Annotated in this window: 15 protein-coding genes and 1 pseudogene; 10 read left to right on the plus strand and 6 right to left on the minus strand. The window is 64.7% G+C overall.

Annotated elements, in window-relative coordinates; all coding sequences use genetic code 11:
• Window positions 1-66: 66 nt before the first annotated feature.
• Window positions 67-236, plus strand: a pseudogene (locus Actob_RS44045) (GFA family protein); the annotation flags it as partial.
• Here Actob_RS44045 and Actob_RS18185 read toward each other — a convergent pair.
• Window positions 205-1,161, minus strand: coding sequence for a nucleoside triphosphate pyrophosphohydrolase family protein (locus Actob_RS18185; RefSeq protein ID WP_284921417.1), 957 nt, complete (start codon window positions 1,159-1,161; stop codon window positions 205-207). The pseudogene Actob_RS44045 and the gene Actob_RS18185 sit on opposite strands and share 32 nt — an antisense overlap.
• 123 nt (window positions 1,162-1,284) lie before the next feature.
• On the opposite strand from Actob_RS18185, the gene Actob_RS18190 reads away from it, so the two are divergent.
• From Actob_RS18190 to Actob_RS18205, 4 genes are all read left to right on the plus strand, one after another.
• Window positions 1,285-1,572 (plus strand): acyl carrier protein, encoded by a 288-nt coding sequence (locus Actob_RS18190; protein ID WP_284921418.1) that lies wholly within the window; start codon window positions 1,285-1,287, stop codon window positions 1,570-1,572.
• A 2-nt stretch (window positions 1,573-1,574) separates the two neighbouring features.
• On the plus strand, window positions 1,575-1,997 hold the full coding sequence (locus tag Actob_RS18195; protein WP_284921419.1) for a helix-turn-helix domain-containing protein: 423 nt from the start codon (window positions 1,575-1,577) through the stop codon (window positions 1,995-1,997).
• Between the two features lie 86 nt (window positions 1,998-2,083).
• Window positions 2,084-2,941 (plus strand): ImmA/IrrE family metallo-endopeptidase, encoded by an 858-nt coding sequence (locus Actob_RS18200; protein WP_284921420.1) that lies wholly within the window; start codon window positions 2,084-2,086, stop codon window positions 2,939-2,941.
• Window positions 2,938-3,714 carry a thymidylate synthase family protein gene (locus Actob_RS18205; RefSeq protein WP_284921422.1) on the plus strand — a complete coding sequence of 259 codons (777 nt, stop codon included), beginning with the start codon at window positions 2,938-2,940 and terminating at the stop codon, window positions 3,712-3,714. The genes Actob_RS18200 and Actob_RS18205 overlap by 4 nt, the downstream gene beginning before the upstream one ends.
• 16 nt (window positions 3,715-3,730) lie before the next feature.
• Here Actob_RS18205 and Actob_RS18210 read toward each other — a convergent pair whose 3' ends face one another.
• Window positions 3,731-3,985, minus strand: coding sequence for a hypothetical protein (locus tag Actob_RS18210; RefSeq protein ID WP_284921424.1), 255 nt, complete (start codon window positions 3,983-3,985; stop codon window positions 3,731-3,733).
• Between the two features lie 35 nt (window positions 3,986-4,020).
• Window positions 4,021-5,064, minus strand: a complete 1,044-nt coding sequence (locus Actob_RS18215; protein ID WP_284921425.1) for a nucleotide kinase domain-containing protein — start codon at window positions 5,062-5,064, stop codon at window positions 4,021-4,023.
• A 48-nt stretch (window positions 5,065-5,112) separates the two neighbouring features.
• Here Actob_RS18215 and Actob_RS18220 point away from each other — a divergent pair, with 48 nt between their 5' ends.
• Entirely contained in the window at window positions 5,113-5,409 is a 297-nt protein-coding gene (locus tag Actob_RS18220; RefSeq protein ID WP_284921426.1) for a hypothetical protein, read from the plus strand.
• A gap of 10 nt (window positions 5,410-5,419) precedes the next feature.
• On the opposite strand, the gene Actob_RS18225 is transcribed toward Actob_RS18220, so the two are convergent.
• The gene (locus tag Actob_RS18225) at window positions 5,420-5,986 is read right to left on the minus strand and encodes a hypothetical protein (protein ID WP_284921427.1); all 567 of its coding nucleotides are present in this window, start codon (window positions 5,984-5,986) and stop codon (window positions 5,420-5,422) included.
• 326 nt (window positions 5,987-6,312) lie between these two features.
• Complete coding sequence (locus Actob_RS18230) at window positions 6,313-6,522, minus strand: helix-turn-helix transcriptional regulator (protein WP_284921428.1); 210 nt, start codon at window positions 6,520-6,522, stop codon at window positions 6,313-6,315.
• A gap of 344 nt (window positions 6,523-6,866) precedes the next feature.
• On the opposite strand from Actob_RS18230, the gene Actob_RS18235 reads away from it, so the two are divergent.
• The 4 genes from Actob_RS18235 (at window position 6,867) to Actob_RS18250 (ending at window position 13,825) form a co-directional block, all read left to right on the plus strand.
• Window positions 6,867-9,332 carry a phage/plasmid primase, P4 family gene (locus tag Actob_RS18235; protein WP_284922338.1) on the plus strand — a complete coding sequence of 822 codons (2,466 nt, stop codon included), beginning with the start codon at window positions 6,867-6,869 and terminating at the stop codon, window positions 9,330-9,332.
• A 555-nt stretch (window positions 9,333-9,887) separates the two neighbouring features.
• Window positions 9,888-11,024 carry an SAM-dependent methyltransferase gene (locus Actob_RS18240; protein ID WP_328518433.1) on the plus strand — a complete coding sequence of 379 codons (1,137 nt, stop codon included), beginning with the start codon at window positions 9,888-9,890 and terminating at the stop codon, window positions 11,022-11,024.
• Window positions 11,025-11,381: 357 nt separating this feature from the next.
• Window positions 11,382-12,428, plus strand: a complete 1,047-nt coding sequence (locus Actob_RS18245; RefSeq protein ID WP_284921429.1) for an SAM-dependent methyltransferase — start codon at window positions 11,382-11,384, stop codon at window positions 12,426-12,428.
• A gap of 992 nt (window positions 12,429-13,420) precedes the next feature.
• Window positions 13,421-13,825, plus strand: a complete 405-nt coding sequence (locus tag Actob_RS18250) for a helix-turn-helix domain-containing protein (protein WP_284921430.1) — start codon at window positions 13,421-13,423, stop codon at window positions 13,823-13,825.
• A gap of 137 nt (window positions 13,826-13,962) precedes the next feature.
• Here the strand turns inward: Actob_RS18250 and Actob_RS18255 are convergent, their stop codons facing one another.
• Window positions 13,963-14,634 carry a hypothetical protein gene (locus tag Actob_RS18255; RefSeq protein ID WP_284921431.1) on the minus strand — a complete coding sequence of 224 codons (672 nt, stop codon included), beginning with the start codon at window positions 14,632-14,634 and terminating at the stop codon, window positions 13,963-13,965.
• Window positions 14,635-14,704 lie beyond the last annotated feature (70 nt).

The following is a 14,704-nucleotide window of genomic DNA, read 5'->3' on the forward strand; positions in this document are numbered from 1 at the left end:
TGAGTTCAGCGAGCCCCGGAGTTTGTAGCGAACTGCTACTGCAAGGACTGCCAGCGGTCGTCCGGCGCTGTCATGGGACCTACTTCAGTGTCGCCGCCGATGACTTCAAACTGCTCAGCGGCAACCCGCGCTCGTATCCGTATGTCGCCGCGGCAGGCAACACGCTCGAACGCAACTTCTGTCCCGACTGCGGTACGCGGGTTTTCACCGACAAACTTTCCGGTTTCCCGGGTTAGGTTTCGTGATGCTTGAGCCAGCGGCGTCCGGGGCCTCGGCGACGGGGGTCGAGCCGGCGTCGAGCGCGGTGAGGGTTTGTGCGTCGAGGTCGAGGCGGACGGTGCCGCCGCCGAGGCGTCGCAGGGTTCGCCAGGCGGCGAAGCCGGTGAGGATCGCTTTCTCCCAGTCGGCCGTGCGGTGGGCAGACACCTCGAGGTGGGCGACCATGCCCTGGATGGTGTCCAGGACGTCGTTGTCGATGTGGTTCTTGCCGTCGAGGTACTGGTGCCGGCTGGCATAGGAGAACACCAGGGCAGAGATGCCTTCCTCGATGGCGATGGCGCGGCCACCGTCTTCGGCGAGGTCGGTTTGCGGGTTGCTGCGGCGTTTGCGTTTGAGTAGGGCGCGCATGACGGGTGACCAGCCGAGGACGGCGGCATAGGAGAGGTGGAAGACGTCGTGGAAGTTGTAGCCGTCGGTGACGTGGGAGGCGTCGGTGATGGGGTCGCCGACTTGGTGGCCGTCCTGGGTGAGGACGGAGACGTCGTGGCCGGTGGGGTTGCGGGTGAGGGTGAAGGTGAAGTCGGCGTGCCGGGGGAGTTGTTCGTGTTCGGGTAGGTCGGCGTCGAAGGGGATTGCGTCGGCGGGGGTGGGTCGCCACCGGTCGGTGATCTTGCTGAGGTTGGCGGTGGCGAGTTCGGCGAGGTCGAGGTCGAGGTGGTGGGCGACGGTGGACAGGTACCAGAGGATGTCGCCGAGTTCTTCGCGCATGTGGGCGCGGAATTCGGGGTGGGCGGGTCCGTCGCGCAGGTGTTTTTTGTAGGCGGTGAGTGCGGCTCCGGATTCGCCGGCGAGGCCGAGGAGGGCGACGATGACGGGGTCGCCGCCGTTGGGCAGGGGCTGGATGGTTTTGGCGGCGGTGTGTTGGTAGGCGGTCATCTCCATGGTGATCCCCCGACGGTTGTTGGATCTTCCGACATGTTCGATGTTCCTGTTTGAACATCCCACATCGGACGGAGTACAGTCCAGCAGGACGACGGATTTTCCGACAGTGCGCGAGGTGAGTACATGCGGAGCGTTACCGGCCCCACGGTTGACGAGATCGTCGGCGTGATCGTGCGCCTGCTCGCCGAGGAACGCGGCGAGCAGGCGGCGGACGTGCGCGACGCGCTGGAGGAGGGCGGCTGGGAGCTGCCGATCGACTCCTTGCGCATCGTCGAGATTCTCACCCGGGTCGAGCAGGAATTCGGTGTCGAGGTCCCCGCTGACGTGGACTCGGCCCGTGCGATGCGCTCGGTGCGTGACTTCGCGCAGGTCGTGATGACCGCCTGCACTACTGGCGACAGGAGCTCATGATCATGACGAATAGTGGACCTCAGGCCGGCCGGCTCAACGATGCATCTCTGCTCAGTGAGCGGCTGAAGAACACCCGCGAATACCTCAACTACTCCCAGCAGTGGGTTTCCGAGCGCACCGGCATCCCGCGGTCGGCAATCAGCGAGATCGAGCGCGGCTCCCGGCGCGTGGACAGCCTGGAGCTGAAGAAGCTGGCCCGGCTCTACCGCTACCCGATCGGCTTCTTCCTCGACGAGGACGTCGACGCGATCCCGGCCGAGCACGCCTTGGCTGGGCTCCCACGGCAACTGAACAACCTGAAGATGGACGACCTGAATCAGGTGATGAGGTTCGCGCAGTTCCTGGAGAAGTCGTACCAGGCCGACGCCGAGGCCGGCGCCGACGACGACCGTCCTGTCCCCGATCGCCGGGAGGCGACTTCGTGAACTGGCTGATGGCGCACCGCACGGCCAGCATCGCCGCGGCGAACCTGCGGCTGCGCCTCGGGCTCGCCGAGGACCGCTACGTCGACGTGTTCACGGCGCTGCGCCGCTGCGGGCTGGCCGTCATGGGGCAGGACATGCCGAGCCTGTTCGGCATGTATCTGCCGGCCATGCCTGGCCGCAACGGCGGGATCTGTCTGAACACGACGATGGGTGAGGCGACGATCCGGCACACTGCCGCGCACGAGCTCGGTCACGCCGAGTTCGGCCACCAGCGGTGCCTTGCCGACGGGCCGGATCCGTTCGTCGGGATGCCGCGGGATAAGTGGCCGCCAGAGGAGAAACAGGCCGAGGCGTTCGCCGCCTGGTTCCTGATGCCGATCCGTCTGGTGAAGGTGGCGCTGACCCGGCTGGGTCTCGACATTGCGCGGCAAGCGGCGGACGTGTATCAGCTGTCGCTGCACCTTGGCGCTTCCTACCAGGGGACGTTGCGGCACGTCAGGCATCTGCGGATGGTGGATTCGCAGGTTGCGGCCGGCTGGGGTCGGGTCCAGCCGGCCCGGCTGCGGTCGCGTCTGAGCGGGCAGCGCGATCAGCCTCCGGCGCGGGTGTGGGATCTGAGCGCGCTGACCGAGGGCGCTCAGCTTCGGGTCGAGCAGGGGGACCGGCTCATCGTCCGGGCGCCGTGGCTGGGCGGCGACCCGGACTTCACTGGTCCCGCCGCGGTGCGGATGCGCAGCACGCCGAGCGGGCTCGCGCCGGGTGACGGTGTCGAGTTCGATGTCGACGGTGCTGTCGAGACTGCGTCGCTGCTGAGCGTCACGTCTCGTGATGGCCGGCAGAGCTGGTCGGTGACGTTGATGCCGACTCCTGATGATCACCGGGGCCTGATCGCCCCGCCCGGCACTCGTGTGCTGGTCGGCCCGATGAGCGGAGCGCGACGGTGAATTTGATCAGTGTGCAGGTGGCTGACGTCTCCAGCGCCTGGCTGTCGGCCGCGCGGCGGTTGCACGATGAGCCGCGCCGTAAAGCGATTCACACCGTGGTGCAGATCGTCGATCCGGTGGCGGAAAACCCCGCGGTGCGTGAGGCGATGGACCTGTTGCTGGCCGAGCAGGATCTGCAGTGTGTCGAGACGGTCGCGAACACGATCTTCCCGGAGGCGTTTGCGAACGACAGCCGCGACCACGCGGAACTGGTGGACCGCTATGTCAAGATCTATCCGTTGCTGCGGAAACGGTTCGGCAAGAACGGCCGGGGCACCTACTTCGGCCGGCTGATCCAGTACCCGACGGGCAAGGAGCCGTTTGATCAGATCGGTGCGGTGATCGACCGGATTCTGATCGAGCGCAACGGCGGCAATCCCAAGCACGCCCGGTATGAGGCGACCGTGTCCGTTGCTGAGGACGCGACTAGCGTGCCGATCTACGTTCCGGGCAGGGACAACAGCCCGATGGCGTTTCCCTGCCTGAGCCACTGCTCATTCCAGACCGATCCTGACGGGCTGGTCCATCTGCTCGCCACCTACCGTAGCCAGTACTTGGTCCAGCGCGGCTACGGTAACTACCTCGGGCTCGGCCGGCTCCTCGCGCACGTTGCCCGGCAGACCGGCTTGCGGGTGGGGCATCTGACCGTGGTGGCGGGCGTGGCGCATCTGGAGCCGCCGATCCTGCCGGTGCGGGCGATGCTAGGCCGGTTCGCTGATCTGATGACGCCGTAGAGGCTGCCCGGCCAGCTCAGTATGGCTGGGTGGGTTGAGCGGCCAGGATGGTGGTGACGGCCGGGTTGTCCAGCGCGGCGAGGCATTCGTCGGCGTAGGCGGAGAACCCGGTCAGGGTGGCAGCCAGCCGCGGGTCGCTCAGGTCGATGTGGCTGCTGTCGACGTGCAAGTCCCGGTGGATACGCGCGCCGAGCCGGTCGAGGGCGGTCGCCAGGACGGTAACCGCGTCGGCGTACGCGGTGTCGGTGCTGGTCGGCGGGTGTGAAGACATCGGGTTCTCCTGGTGCTGGTCGGGCGAAGGTGTGATCATGCCGGATTCGGTGGTGCCGCGGCGAGCCGGTCGTTGATGGCCCACTTCGGGGGAAACCACGCCGTGACTGGTGCGGTGTCCTGCCGGAAATGCTGCTTGATCTGGGTGCGGCCGCTGATCCCGGCGATGTCGGGGTGGGCCAGCCGGGCGTACTTGTCGACCTCGCAGAACAGGTTCTGGCAGTCGATCAGGTGCAGACGACGTCCCCCCAAGGTGGGAAACGACAGATTCAGGCGCGCGAAATGCTCTTCCTGGGTGTCGGTCACGTAGCGGATGATGTCGGTCTCGATCCCGTGGGCTTGGGGGCCGAAGCACTTGCGGATGCCGTCACGGGCGCCGGGGCCGGCGACGACGTATTCCATCTCGTCGAAGGCGAGTTCGGCGGTGTAGTTCAGGTCGATGGCGAACTGGTAGGCGAGGAAGTTGCCCAAGGTCGGGAACGTGCGCAGCAGGGTGAACACTTCGCGCAGGCTTGCCGCCTCGGCGATTCGGGCCGGCGCGGACGCGGCCATCATCATCTCGAGCAGCCGTAGATGGTTGCGGTGTTTACGAATCTCGCCTAGCTGGGGCGGCGGGATCACGTAGGCGGCGGAGTACAGCCGCTGTCCGCCGGTCATCGCCGCGCTCAGCACGCTGTCGTAGCGGTCGAACCGGTAGTCGTGCCACGACGGCGTGCCGATCGCCGCGGTCAGCAGCTGCCAGGTCGAGGAGCGGTTGAACAGTTTGAACAGCATTGTGCGGAAGAAGACTTCGTCCCAGTCCTGATCGCCGCGATAGATGACGTCGCGGATCAGGTGCTGGCTGACCCGGTCGGCTGCCCGGTAGCAGTTGGTGAACCGGTACTGGCTCAGGATCGGGTCGTGGGTCCAGGGGCGTGGGATGCCGTGCAGGCGGGCGAGGTACATCTGTTGCCGGGCGGCGGCGAAACGCCAGTAGGTGTCGAACACCGCAGTGGGTTTCAGGTGGCGGCCTGCTATCAGCGTTGTGGTGCGGGCGGCTTCCAGATGAGGTTCCACCTGGGCGGCTACCGCAACAGTCATGTATCTAATATATATTAGATACATACTGCGATCCAGAGGGGCTGCGCGTTGGGTCTGCTGAAAGATTCGGACCGCCGGACGACCTCCGTGCAGTGGCCCGACGAAGTCGACGCCCACCTCGACCTGCTGGTGCGCCTGGCCGCCGGTGAGGGCATCCTGATCAGTCGCGCGCAGATGCTCTCCGCTCTGGTGGCTGACGCGAACCTCGACAAGAACGTGGTCGCGACGATCGCCCGCCGCTACCTGAGCAATCTCAACGAGGGAGACTTGGCCCGCACCGCCCCACCGGAGCAACACCTGCCCGTGGTCCGGCACCGGGGACGTCAGCGCGCCCGGCCTGCATGACCGCCGGTGTCTACCGGATGGCGCCGACTCGCATGGCAAGGCTGCGCAGGCCCGCCGGTGTCACCGTCGGCGCGTACAACATGCGGGTGATCAGCTCATGCGACGACGGGCGCCGCAACTCTTGCGGTGCCTGACTTTCGGCGGCCTGCAGTGCTTGTGACGCCCGATCGTGGCGGCCGTGCTGCTCCCAGGTTCGGGCGGTGTCGATGTAGTACCGGGCATACCGTTCGGGGGTTTCTAGCAGCCGCATATCAACGGTGCTGGCATGATCGAGGGCTGCCGTGCTGTCACCTACCGCGGTGAAGGCGCTGATCTTGTAGACCGCGACGTGAGTGGGGCTGAACGTGATCTCCCCGGCATGAACCGGGGCGCGCAGCCGGCCAGCGGCAGCCGCCTCGTCGATCAGCGTCTGGGCCTGGGCTCGCCGACCGGCCTGGGCGCCGGCGTATGACGCGGTGCGCAGCAGCGAACCGTACGTGGCCAGTTCTGCGTCGCTGGCGTGCGGTCCCGGCTGTATGTCGGCCGCCGCAGCCGACAGCAAAGCGATCGCATCGTCGTGGTGCCCGGCGCGCCGCATTGCGATCGCGGTTGAGCGGCTGGCGTGAGCTACCGGCCTAGCTAGGACTGACCGGAGCTTCTACCCGCAAGATCAGAATTTCTCTTCTCTGTTCGGCCGGGTCCTGGGCCTTTGGTCCGTTTTGCCTTGGCAGGGCCTTTACCTGCGTTATCGGCGGCTTCACGTCTGCAGGCGTCGGCGTGAGCTCGGGCGATTACTCGCCAAAAGTCTGACCAGCACTGCTGTGCTGTTATTTTCGTCATCAACAAGACCCCTTCCGTATTGGCCGGTAGGCAGCTGAAGGAATTTGCTTCCGGATCACATACATGTGCTCTGTAGGGTGTGCATTAGTCGTCAGCGCAGGCTTCCCGATCGGCGACGAATCGCTCGACGCCGGACAGGCGGAAGCGCACATACTTCCCTAACCGGAATCCGGGCGGCGCTTCGCCTGCGGAGCGCCATTTTCTCAATGTTCCGACCGGAACTTTCAGAAGGTTGGCTACTTCGTCGATAGTGAGAATTTCGTCCTGGAGCTTCCTCGAGCCCTGTGTCGACATGCGCGCTCCTTGGGAACGTTGACCCGCCGCAAACGGCGATGCGCAATATGGATCCATGTTGCACGGTGGTTGGAGGTTCGGATAGTTGTCTCCGGTTGTCTGCGGCGTAACACGACAACCAGAGACAATCAGAGACAACTTCTACAATCCACGATTAGCTACAAGGCTCAATGCTGCACGCTAACGAACAGCTTGCGTAGCTTCCTCTTGCGCTGGGACGGCTTTTCGGGCGGCGGGTTGAAGGTAAGCCCTGCCCATCCGTTCTAGGGCTGGCCGGCCTGCGTGGTTTGGCCTGCGCTTCTGTTCCTGAGCCTGGATGGGGATACGTGGATCTTGAACCAGATATGGTTGCGGCCGCATTGGCTTGGCATGACGCTGGCTGTGCGGTCATTCCCATACGTGCTGATGGCAGTAAAGCGCCTCTGGTTCCGTGGCGGACCTATCAGAATGAGCGGGCGAGCCGCGATGAGGTTCGGCGATGGTTCGCGAAAGGGCCGCCCGGACTTGCGGTGCTGTGCGGTGAGGTATCGGGTCACTTGGAGATGCTGGAGTTGGAGGGCCGCGCTGTCGCCGAGGGATTAGCGCACGGGCTCGTCGAACTCGTCGAGGCCGCCGGCCTCCAAGAGCTTTGGCAGCGAGTGGCCGTTAACGGCTATGCCGAGCGCACTCCATCGGGTGGTGTGCATCTGCTGTATCGCATCGATGGCGGTGAGGTCGGGCGGAACTTCAAACTTGCTCGGCGCCTGGCTACCGAAGGCGAGTTGGCTCTCGATCCCGCTGACAAGATCAAAACCCTTGCCGAGACTCGGGGCGAAGGCGGCTACACGATCGTTGCTCCATCGCACGGCACGGTGCATGAAACGCGAAGGCCGTGGACGGCGATCAGCGGCTCGGTTCCTAACCGGATCCCGACGCTGTCGGTGGAGGAACGCCACGCTCTGCATGCGATCGTTCGGTCGTTAGACGCCATGCCGCCTCCGGCCCCGATTCCGTCGAGCACGCGAAGGCCACCCACGGAGGGAGGGCTGAGTCCAGGCGACGACTTCGATCGGCGTACCGACTGGTCGGACATCTTGGTGCCGGCAGGCTGGACCCTGGTGTCCCGGATAGGGCGAACCCGGTATTGGCGGCGTCCGGGAAAACATACGGGTGTCTCGGCTACGACGGGTCGTGCCGATGATCGTGACCGCCTGTGGGTCTTCAGCTCCAACACGAGCTTCGACACCGAAGTTCCGATCACCAAGTTTCACGCCTATGCGACGCTGCACCATAGCGGTGACCACACGGCTGCGGCCCGAGCTCTACGCGGTGCCGGCTTCGGCAGACCGCTGGCACCGGACAACTGTGCGGCCGATACCCCGAAGGACTCGCCGCGGGCAGAACCTCCCCGACAAGCGCGGGACGCCGGGACCACTGCTCGGGTAATCGAGGAGCCGATGCCGCACGTGGCGGCCTGGGGACCGACCGAGGACGGCTTGGCGCGTGCTTTGGTCGCCCATCATGGACATGAGCTGCGCTACTGCCCGCAACGAGGTAAGTGGCTGTTGTGGGTCGGGCATCGCTGGGCATGGGATGACGCAGAACGGCATCGGGAGTTTGTGCGCGCGCTGGCGCGGGATCTGCCGTCGAGCGGTCCGTGGCGCCGGTTCCGCGGCAAGGCGCTGTCGGCCGGCGGGGTGTCGGGAGTGATCCGGCTCGCCCGGTCAGATCCGTCGATCACCGTGGGAATGCATGAGCTGGACGCGCGTCCGTACGAGTTGAACACGCCGCACGGTGTGGTCGATCTGCGGACCGCGAAGATGCGGCCGTCGGATCCTGCGCTGTTGCACACCCGATGCGCTGCCGCGGCGCCGGACTTCGATCGGCGATCGGAGGCCTTCGACAGGTTCTTGCAGGACACCTTCGGTGACGACACCGCGTTGGCGGGATATGTGCAGCGGCTGCTCGGGGTGTCCGCGATCGGGGTGGTGCTGGAGCAGTTGCTGCCGTTCGCGGTGGGTCCTGGGGCCAACGGTAAGTCGACGCTGATGGAGGCGGCTATGCAGGCTCTGGGACGTGATGAGGGTGGCTACGCGGCCGCCGCGTCAGCCGAGATGTTGATGGTGCGCAAGCACGTCGAACATCCTGCCGAACTGGCACAACTGGCTGGCGCCCGGTTGGTGGTGTGCACGGAGCTCGACGAGGGGCAGCGGTTCGCTGAGGCGCGGGTGAAGCAACTGACAGGCAAGGATTCCATCAACGCCCGGTTCATGCACCGCAATCCGTTCACCTTTGCTCCGACTCACACCTTGTGGCTGCTCGCTAACTATCTGCCTGCGGCGCGGGCAGGTGGGCCAGCGTTCTGGCGAAGGATCAGGGTCTTGCCGTTCCACCGGATCGTGCCGGCCGAGCGGCAGATCAAGCAGCTCGGGGAGATCCTGGCCCAGGACGCGCCGGCGGTGCTTGCGTGGATGGTGTCAGGAGCGGCGGCGTATCACACAGAGGGGCTACAGGAGCCGGCGTCGGTGTTGGCCGCGACCGAGGCCTATGCGCGGGATCAAGACACTGTGGGCCGTTTTGTCGAGGAGATGTGCCGTCACGGGCAGCAAGCCGCCACGCTGCGAGTGGCGACCACGGTCCTACGCGAGGCGTATGAGCAGTGGTGCGAGCAGGCCGGCGAGCGGCCCGTGCTGGCCAAGCGGCTGACTCAGGAGCTGCGTCGTTTCGAGGTCGTCGATGTCAGGGGCGGAAAGGGGCGCCGCTTCTACGAGGGCATCGCTCTGGTCGACGTAGAAGACGCTCAGCGGTCCCTGATGGGTCGGACGGCATGAGCGGTCGGGTGGCAGGGGTGGCAGGAGTGCCGGGACTTCCGGTAACCGCTCTTACGCGCGGGCGCGCGTGGTACAGGATGGCCAAGTATCGGATCCGGCTATAGACCGCTTCCGCGCGTGCATGACGCGCCCGCGCAGGGGAAGGGCTCGGGAACTCCTGCCACCCCTGCCACCCCTGCCATTCTGTCTGTTCTCATGGCTTCTGCCCCGCTGCAGACCGGGCCGTAGGCCAGCGTATGGGTCCGGTGTATCGAACACCTGCGCTTAGCGGGTCGATGCGGAGCGCTATGGCCGCCTAAGAGGCGAACTGGCTAGTCATCGGCCTCTATGGGCGATAGCACGGCTTTGGTATAGATGAGTCGTAGCTGTCGGAGCGAAGATCGTAGATCTGGTTGGTGATGTACCGACGAGGGTGGCACCCGGCGGCCCGAGGTGCTCGAGGTGCTCGAGTCAAATGTGCCCTCGTGTCTAAGGGGATGCCGCGCTGGCCGAGCGTGCTGATACCGGGCTGTTCCGGTACGTCGGAACTGCGATCTGAGATATCGAGGACGGAACGTGGCCAAAAAGTCGGAGTCCGCAGTGGGGCAGAACAGCAAGCTGATGCAACTGCGTGAGGCGATGGCCAGTCCTGGCCGGGATGAGAAGGGCTGGTCACGCAGCGAAGTCGCTGACGCGGTGAACCAGGCGTTGGACGACTTGTACCCCGGCGAGTCCACGACCGCGGATGAGGTCGATGGCCGATGGATCGGCAAACTCGAACGGGGACAACACAGTTGGCCATCCGAACGACGCCGTGCCGCCTTGCGGAGCGTGTTCGGAGTCGAGACCGACGCGGAACTCGGGCTGTACATCCGTAGGAAAAATGCCCCGGGGGCTGGGCGCGTCACACCGAAGTCATCGCAGCTTGACACCAGCACGCCGCATCCTGCGCGCCGGTACAACTATTGGCTGGGGGGCAAGGACAACTTTGCTGCGGATCGGCAGTCTGGAGATGAGATCAGCAGGCTGTTCCCGACCGCGATGATCGCCGCGCGCGCCAACCGTGCCTTCCTGCGTCGAGCCGTCAGCTATCTAGCGCATCGGGGGATCCGGCAGTTTCTCGACATCGGCACCGGATTGCCGGCGCCCGACAACACTCACGAGGTTGCACAGCGCATTGCGCCGAGCTCCCGTGTGGTCTACGTGGACAACGATCCGATCGTCATGGTCCATGCGCGTGCGTTGCTGCAAAGCCATCCGGAGGGCCGGACCGCCTACCTTGAGGGCGACTTGCGCGAGCCGCAGGCGATCCTTCGGCATCGTCTGCTCAAGCAGACGCTGGACATGACGGAGCCAGTTGCTCTGCTGCTCGTCGCTGTGTTGCATTTCATTCAGGACGATGACGAGGCCGTAGCTGTCGTGAAGAAGCTGCGAGACTCCTTGCCTTCGGGTAGCTATCTGGTTGTCAGCAATGCCACGACGGACTTCAACGCCCCGGAGGTGGTCGCCGCCTATGAGGGAATGGTGGCCGCCGGCAAGAACGATATCCGCTGCCGTCCTAAGGAGCAGTTCAGCAGGTTCCTGGATGGGCTAGAGCTTGTTGAGCCGGGCATCGTTCCGGCCAACGATTGGCGTGCCGAGGATCTGGGGGATCCAGAGCGACCGTCGGCGGCAGATGTGTCTCTCTACGGGGCGGTCGGCCGGGTGCTGTGAGCGCCGTCCCAGCGGGCGGTCGGGGGATGACGTGGCAGATCTGCCTTCGGCTGGCCCGCGTTGCCAAGCTGAGCGGCGATTGGTGACCGAGGGGAGTGCGTGCCTTGCGTAGCTTGTAGCCGTCCGGGCCATCTCGGACAGTAAATCGGTATTCCGCACGCGACACGTCGGGGTTCACTATTGATCATGTTGTCTGGCGGTCGTCGACTGTCAGGGCGTTGGGACTACGGAGTGGGGGCAGCGATGACGCCAGAACGCCCAAGCGTCAGGCGGCCGCGGCCGACCACGCGCAGGGCGAACGTCAAGCTGATCAATAGGCGGAAGTCCATCCCGTCGCCGCACCGCCCTGATGATCACATGACACGAACTGAACTCGCCGCCGCGGTCAACCAGGCTATCGATGAGTTGTTCCCTGATCAGAACAACAAGGCCGATGAGGTCGACGGACGATGGATCGGAGCTCTTGAGCGAGGTGACCACAGTTGGCCGTCAGTCAAACGCCGTGCTGGCTTGCGTGATGCCCTGGGCGTCTCTACCGATGCAGACATCGGGTTGCACATCGCTCGTGGTCAGAACCTTGCTGGTGCAACCGGTCTGCCGCGCCAGCCGGCCGTCATCGACACGTCAACCCCGCATCCGGCGCGGCGCTACAACTACTGGCTAGGCGGTAAGGACCACTTCGCGGCCGATCGAGAGTCCGGCGACGCGATCGCTGCAGCTTTCCCTACGGTGCCGACAGGGGCACGTGAGAACCGGGCTTTCCTGCGCCGTGTTGTCCGTTACCTAGCACGGAACGGTATACGGCAGTTCCTTGACATCGGCACCGGTCTGCCGGTTCCAGACAACACTCATGAGATCGCGCAGCGGATCTCGCCCTTGTCTCGGGTTCTTTACGTAGACAACGATCCGATCGTGCTTACTCACGCTCGGGCCTTGCTGACAGGTGATCCGCGTGGCCGCACTGGTTACCTGCAGGCCGACCTGCATGACCCGCAATCGATTCTGACAAGTGTCGAGCTTAGGGAGACGCTGAGTCTCGATGAGCCGGTGGGCCTGCTGCTTGTCTCGGTTCTGCCCTTCCTCCACGACGACAACCAGGTGCTGGCTATCGTAAGGCAGCTTCTCGATGCATTACCTTCCGACAGCTACCTTGCCGTCAGTCATTTCACCATGGACTACGTGACAGGCGCGGCCCGAGCGGCTTACCAGAAAATGTATGACGAGGGTCGCGCCGACGCGCGAGCGCGACCAGAAGCAACCTTTCGCCAGTTCTTTCAAGGTCTTGATCTTATCGAGCCAGGGATCGTGTCAGTCAATGACTGGCATCCCGAGGATCTTGACAATCCGAACCGGCCGAGCGCTGCTGACCTGTTCAACCACGCTGCCGTAGGTCGCGTGCCGTAGCGGCTCATCTCTCCGTTGGCCTTCACTGTTGGCAGGAGACGGAAAGTTCTGCGGCTAAGCACCGGCGTTTTGCCTGGACGAGCTGTTTGCTGTTGCCGAGGTTACCGCGTCGCGCGGCGCGGCAGGCTAAGCTTCGTGCCATCATTTCGGCACCTGCCGTCAAGCCGCCTATAGTCGCGCCGAGCCGAGTGTGATGGTCGGCATTCGAGCGCTGGCGAGACCTAGTATGCGCTGGACAGGACTCCGGCTCGAGTGACATGGGGACGGCGTAGCAGGCGATGCGGATACACCAGGTCGTCGTAGCCGACATTGACGGCACCTCGTGGCTTCGTGGCAATCGCCGGCGGTACCGACAGAGCTCATGACGTGCCAGCATTCTTTCGTGCAGAGGCGTAGCTGCATGGGCAACTTTAATCTGAGAGTGCCACTTTGGCGGTGCTAGCTGGCTCAGGAACACGCTATCGACAGTCTCGAAAACCCTCGAACAGGGCGGAGGTTAGATTGAGCGGCGTTCAATATTGACAATGCGGTACAGGCCCCTCGGAACTCGGGCTGATCGCATGTCAGACACTAAAACGGCATTCCTGACAGTGGATCTAGGGTCCAGTATTGATCAGTGCAACTGCGCCACTGCTACCCGCTCCCGCGACGCTCCCGTCGCCGCCGACGGGAACTCAGCGACGGTAGTCGCAGCGTGCCGACCGACAGGATGGTCTCGCGCGGGAAGGATACCCGCCCGGTGGAAGGAGTTCCGGCGCTGAGCAACGTGACTGACCTGATGGCTCGCGGGCGGGCGAATACGCCCGCTAGCCGCGCCAACGAGAGACAGGTCAGTTCGGGTGCTTAAACAGAGTCTTGCCGGTAGGGCGCGATGGTTCCGGCCGCACCCGACGGGTTTTGACCGGGGCAGGCGGAGTTCATGGAGAGGAGACGGCGAATGCCGTGGTAGCGGCACTGTATCGATGACCACTAGCAGCCATGGGGGTGCCGTGGTGACCGTATTCGTGGCCGACTCGGTCGGGTTGGCCCATCAGGAGAGGTACACGCAGGCCGCTGACGTCCTGAGCTGGGCGCCGCGCATGGGGGGAGACGAACCGGCGATGGACTTGTCCAGCAGCGAGGACCGTGATCCGGACTCTGGACTGAGCTTCGGCCGCCGGTTGCGAAGAGCTCGGATGCAGCGGCGGTGGACGCAACTGCAGTTGGCCAGACGTATGGGGGAGGTCGCGGCTAAACATGGTGGTACGGCAGGGTCGCGCTCGCTGATCGAAATGATCAGCAAGTGGGAAAACGGGATCAGGAAGCCGAGCCAGTACAACATGCATTTGTTAGCAGCCGCGCTTGATGTTGACGTCGCCAGCCTCGGGTTGCCAGTAGATCCCGACTTCTTCTGGTAGGCGGGAGGCCGGTTGCTGCAGCGAGCACTTTGGTGCTGTTGCGGTGGTCGTTCTCCTAGCCCAAGGGCCAAGTCTCTCCTACTTGCCCTCTCGGTGAGGATGACGCGGCGGTACCGGCCGGGCTGGTGCCGCCTAGGTCACCGGGTCTCGCTGAAAGCGGCGAGGGCAGCGGTCAAGACTGCAGCGTAGTGGTGCAAGGCTTCCGGAAATGCCGCTGATATGCCGTATGGCTCCCCGATGCCGGCTCTGACCGCGGCAGGATCGTCGTAGGCGAGCGGATTCTCGCCCTGCAGCTGTCGTGACGTAACCTGCCACAGCTCATGGTGGGCTGCCTCGACGTCCGCGTACTGCCCGTTGATGCCAGGGGCGTCTGATGGCGGAAATTCGATCTTCGGCAGGTACGCGTCGAGCGCGGTGATCAGGTCGGACGGCTTGACCATGGCGGAGGCTGGTAGCGGGGCCGCGCGGCCGGCTACCAGCTCTGCGGCGACGTGCGAGGCGTACGCCGCATAGCTGGCGGCTGCTCGAGTCAGGGCCACGAGTGCTTGGTCGTGGAAGCTGTCGGCGATGAGCTCCAGATCGCTGGTCACCTGTGCCCAAGCCGATGCCTTATCGGAGCCGGTCGTCCGGTCCTCGGCTGCCGCAATCAGCTTTTCGCGGTCGTTGGTGTATTGCACCACAAACGCGAAGGCGTGATTCACGGCGATAGCCGCCTGGTTGCAGGCGGCAGCCGCCTCGTTCAACGCGAGACGTACCGGCGCTGGAATGCCGGTGCCGGGCGGAAGGAGCCCGTGCGTTAACGCACTCATGATCGCCCCTCGGTGCTCACAGTCGCGTCTGGGCTCGGTGACAGGACCCGGCGCTGGCCCCTATACGCCG

It is taken from the genome of Actinoplanes oblitus (assembly GCF_030252345.1).
GTDB classification, from domain to species: Bacteria; Actinomycetota; Actinomycetes; order Mycobacteriales; family Micromonosporaceae; genus Actinoplanes; species Actinoplanes oblitus.

Excerpts from the sequence above, each read along its gene's own strand:
- Actob_RS18245 (WP_284921429.1), top strand. The coding sequence starts at position 11,382 with ATGACACGAACTGAACTCGCCGCCGCGGTCAACCAGGCTATCGATGAG.
- Actob_RS18255 (WP_284921431.1), bottom strand. The coding sequence starts at position 14,634 with ATGAGTGCGTTAACGCACGGGCTCCTTCCGCCCGGCACCGGCATTCCA.
- Actob_RS18190 (WP_284921418.1), top strand. The coding sequence starts at position 1,285 with ATGCGGAGCGTTACCGGCCCCACGGTTGACGAGATCGTCGGCGTGATC.
- Actob_RS18230 (WP_284921428.1), bottom strand. The coding sequence starts at position 6,522 with ATGTCGACACAGGGCTCGAGGAAGCTCCAGGACGAAATTCTCACTATC.
- Actob_RS18235 (WP_284922338.1), top strand. The coding sequence starts at position 6,867 with ATGGTTGCGGCCGCATTGGCTTGGCATGACGCTGGCTGTGCGGTCATT.
- Actob_RS18215 (WP_284921425.1), bottom strand. The coding sequence starts at position 5,064 with ATGACTGTTGCGGTAGCCGCCCAGGTGGAACCTCATCTGGAAGCCGCC.
- Actob_RS18225 (WP_284921427.1), bottom strand. The coding sequence starts at position 5,986 with ATGCGGCGCGCCGGGCACCACGACGATGCGATCGCTTTGCTGTCGGCT.
- Actob_RS18210 (WP_284921424.1), bottom strand. The coding sequence starts at position 3,985 with ATGTCTTCACACCCGCCGACCAGCACCGACACCGCGTACGCCGACGCG.
- Actob_RS18195 (WP_284921419.1), top strand. The coding sequence starts at position 1,575 with ATGACGAATAGTGGACCTCAGGCCGGCCGGCTCAACGATGCATCTCTG.
- Actob_RS18185 (WP_284921417.1), bottom strand. The coding sequence starts at position 1,161 with ATGGAGATGACCGCCTACCAACACACCGCCGCCAAAACCATCCAGCCC.